This window comes from Magnetococcales bacterium (assembly GCA_015231175.1).
Taxonomy (GTDB): Bacteria; Pseudomonadota; Magnetococcia; order Magnetococcales; family DC0425bin3; genus HA3dbin3.
On record JADGBZ010000139.1, the window covers coordinates 1847 to 4652 of the forward strand.

General features: G+C 58.7%; 2 protein-coding genes, 1 tRNA gene and 1 pseudogene. 1 reads left to right on the forward strand and 3 read right to left on the reverse strand.

The window, feature by feature from the left end:
* Positions 1-1068 precede the first annotated feature (1068 nt).
* Together HQL63_15800 and HQL63_15805 are read right to left on the reverse strand one after the other, a co-directional pair.
* A tRNA-Arg gene (locus tag HQL63_15800) sits at positions 1069-1145 on the reverse strand.
* A 129-nt stretch (positions 1146-1274) separates the two neighbouring features.
* A complete protein-coding gene (locus HQL63_15805) occupies positions 1275-1568 on the reverse strand; it encodes a hypothetical protein (GenBank protein ID MBF0178289.1) in 294 nt (97 codons plus the stop codon).
* Here HQL63_15805 and HQL63_15810 point away from each other — a divergent pair.
* Positions 1560-2156, forward strand: coding sequence for a hypothetical protein (locus HQL63_15810; GenBank protein MBF0178290.1), 597 nt, complete (start codon positions 1560-1562; stop codon positions 2154-2156). The genes HQL63_15805 and HQL63_15810 overlap by 9 nt on opposite strands.
* Before the next feature lie 220 nt (positions 2157-2376).
* Here the strand turns inward: HQL63_15810 and HQL63_15815 are convergent.
* Positions 2377-2646: pseudogene (locus HQL63_15815) on the reverse strand (YhbY family RNA-binding protein).
* Positions 2647-2806 lie beyond the last annotated feature (160 nt).

Consider the following 2806-nt stretch of genomic DNA (forward strand, 5'->3'; position numbering starts at 1 on the left):
GACGGAGTCCTGGTGGGGTTCGGGGCGAAGCCCTGACAAAGGCTTTCATATCCAGGCTTTTTTTGAAAGGGTGCTGAATAGTTACGGTTCACGTAACTATTCACCACCCGCCAACGAATCGGGGTCCAGGGGGCTGGCTCCCTGTCAGGTCCAGGACGGAGTCCTGGTGGGGTTCGGGGCGAAGCCCTGACAAAGGCTTTCATGTCCAAGCTTTTCTTGCAAGGACGGTGAATAATTACCGGTTCACAATGGTGACCGGACCCTGCGCCGGTGTTGCGGATGTGGAACGCATTGTTCTGAAACGCATGGAACGCCCACGGAGAATCTCAAATCCCCGATCAGCAAGGTGGCCTCTGCTTTGAAAATTCGCAGTGAAGGCATGGGGCTTCGGGCAACAGTCCGCGTGATGGGCACCCATATGTTCAGAGGCATTGCAAACGGGGAGCAAAGGTCGCCCACCCAAGGTTCTTCCAAAAGGAGTCAGAGTGCGAGTCAAGAACAAGGGCGATCAGAAGCATAAGCGAGGCCCAAAGCGCCCCATGGACCAGGCACATCAACAAGAGCATCCAGACACGGATAAAGTTCTGCCAGAGTCAGAGATAAACGCGAACCGCCTTGAAGGTCAGAATGCTGCAACACGCAGGCGGAACAGCGCTTTTCGACGACAAACGAATACGTATGCCAAGTCTGAAGATGGTCTCCAGCGTACACAGGCGGAACAGCGCTTTTCGACGACAAACGAACACGTATGCCAAGTCTGAAGATGGTCTCCAGCGTACATTGGACGTCCAGTTAGTCATCCACAATTTTGTCCGGCCTCATTGGACGACCGGAGTGGTGCCAGCAGTCAAGTTGGGTACCAAGAAGGCACCCTTGCGCCTTGAAGACATATTGGCCACGAAAAGGACTGCCTGAAGGCACAGGACAGGCAGGATGCGTCTGTCCCACGGTCCATCTTGGAACGGTCGAAGCCCACTGCCCGCTGGCAACATCGCCCCGGTTTACGGCAGGACTCCCCCCATGCCGAACCGGCAGGCCCAGACGCCAACAGCCGATCCTTTGGAAAACTGGCGCGCCCGGAAGGATTCGAACCTCCGACCCCTTGGTTCGTAGCCAAGTACTCTATCCAGCTGAGCTACGGGCGCACAACCATCCGATGAAACCCCAAAGGAGGCGACGAGGCTAACCTTTTTGTCCTGGTACGTCAAGCTTGAAAATGAGCCGCAAAAGCCGAGGCTATGGACCCTGTCCGGAAGAGAATTTTCGGCGAGGCGTTACCCCCACCACACGCCGCCGGGGGGGAGAGGAGGCATGAAGGCCACGGGTTGCCCTTGTGCCTCTGCCGTCTGCGGCGTTGCGCATCGTCTCTCCTCTGCCTCCAGGAGTGCCATGCGTGCCAGATATGCCCCGATCTGCAAGCACCACTGGCGTTTGCTGTCGGGCAGCGCCGCGCCTTGCACCTGGCGAAGTTCGTTCTGTGGAAGATCCAACTCGATCACGACCCCGTCCCCCAGCTCCATGACGACCGCTGTTGGTACGTTGTTCGCCCAAACTATTTCGTGACGCACGACCCCCCGCCACCCTCTTTTCTCCCAGCCTTTGCCACGCATCCCCTCTCTCCCGTAACGCTCCGTCTCTCCCCTCGTATTGCCGCCGTGGCGCTCCGTCTCTCCCCTCGTATTGCCGCCGTGGCGCGCCGTCTCTCCCCTCGTTTTGCCGCCGTGGCGCTCCTTCTTTCCCCTCCTCCCGTTTTCCTTCCCCTTGCCATGCGCCGGGTGTTTTTTGCCGCCAGGTATCCTTCTGGAATCGACCTGACGACGCGCCGGGTGTTTTTTGCCGCCAGGTATCCTTCTGGAATCGACCTGACGACCGATCCCCACTGTTCTCCCCAAACTCCCGTTTTTGCCGGACACCGGCGTGCTGGTGATCGACCCCGCCTTGTCGGAACTCCCTCTTCTGCCGGGTTTCGGTGGCTGGCCAGGCAGCGCCACGTGGAGCAGATTCGCGTTTCTGCCACGCCCCCGCACCCGACCGGGCAACATGATCTGCACCCGACCGGGCAACATGATCTGCACCCGACCGGGCAACATGATCTGCACCCTGCCTGCCCCCATGTCTGGTTATTGCTGGCGCCCGATCCGGGCGACTGGTCTTGAATTCCCGCTCCTGCCAGGTAGGATCACTCTCTCCCCGTTCATTTCCATTCTGCCTGGTGGCGCTCCGCTCCTGCCCACCTGCCACATGCACACCCCGATCCGCATCTTTCCGGGGTGGTTTTATGGTCTTATTCCTCTCCTGATCCTGTTTTTCCCTCTTTTCCGCCCTGATTTTCGCCCGGGCATCCATGCGAATCGACCTTTGCGCCGGATCCGATCTGGGTCGGTAAAGGATGGCCGTATGACCGATCAGGCCAACGGCTGTACAATGGACACTCTGTTCGAGTTGCTCGGTCAGCGCACGCCGCTCCTCTTTGAAATCATTGAAGCGTATCTTGATCAATTCATGCGCCGTCAAGGCCTGATCGACCTGCTCCAACAATGCCGGAGAGAGACCACCGTGGCCAACCAGAACCACGGGCCGCAGGGCATGGGCCAACCCGCGTAAATATTTCTTTTGCCAACCCGCCAGACCTTTGACTTCGGTCACGGTGCTCTCCCTTCGTTGCTGATGTTGTCGGAGATCCAAGGGGAAGGGGTGCGCCCTTTCTCCTGGTGAGGTTCGGGGTAACGCCCCCCAAAAAAACCATTGAAAGACTGGGAGAAAAGAGGGTGGCGGGGGGTCGTGCGTCACGAAATAGTTTGGGCGA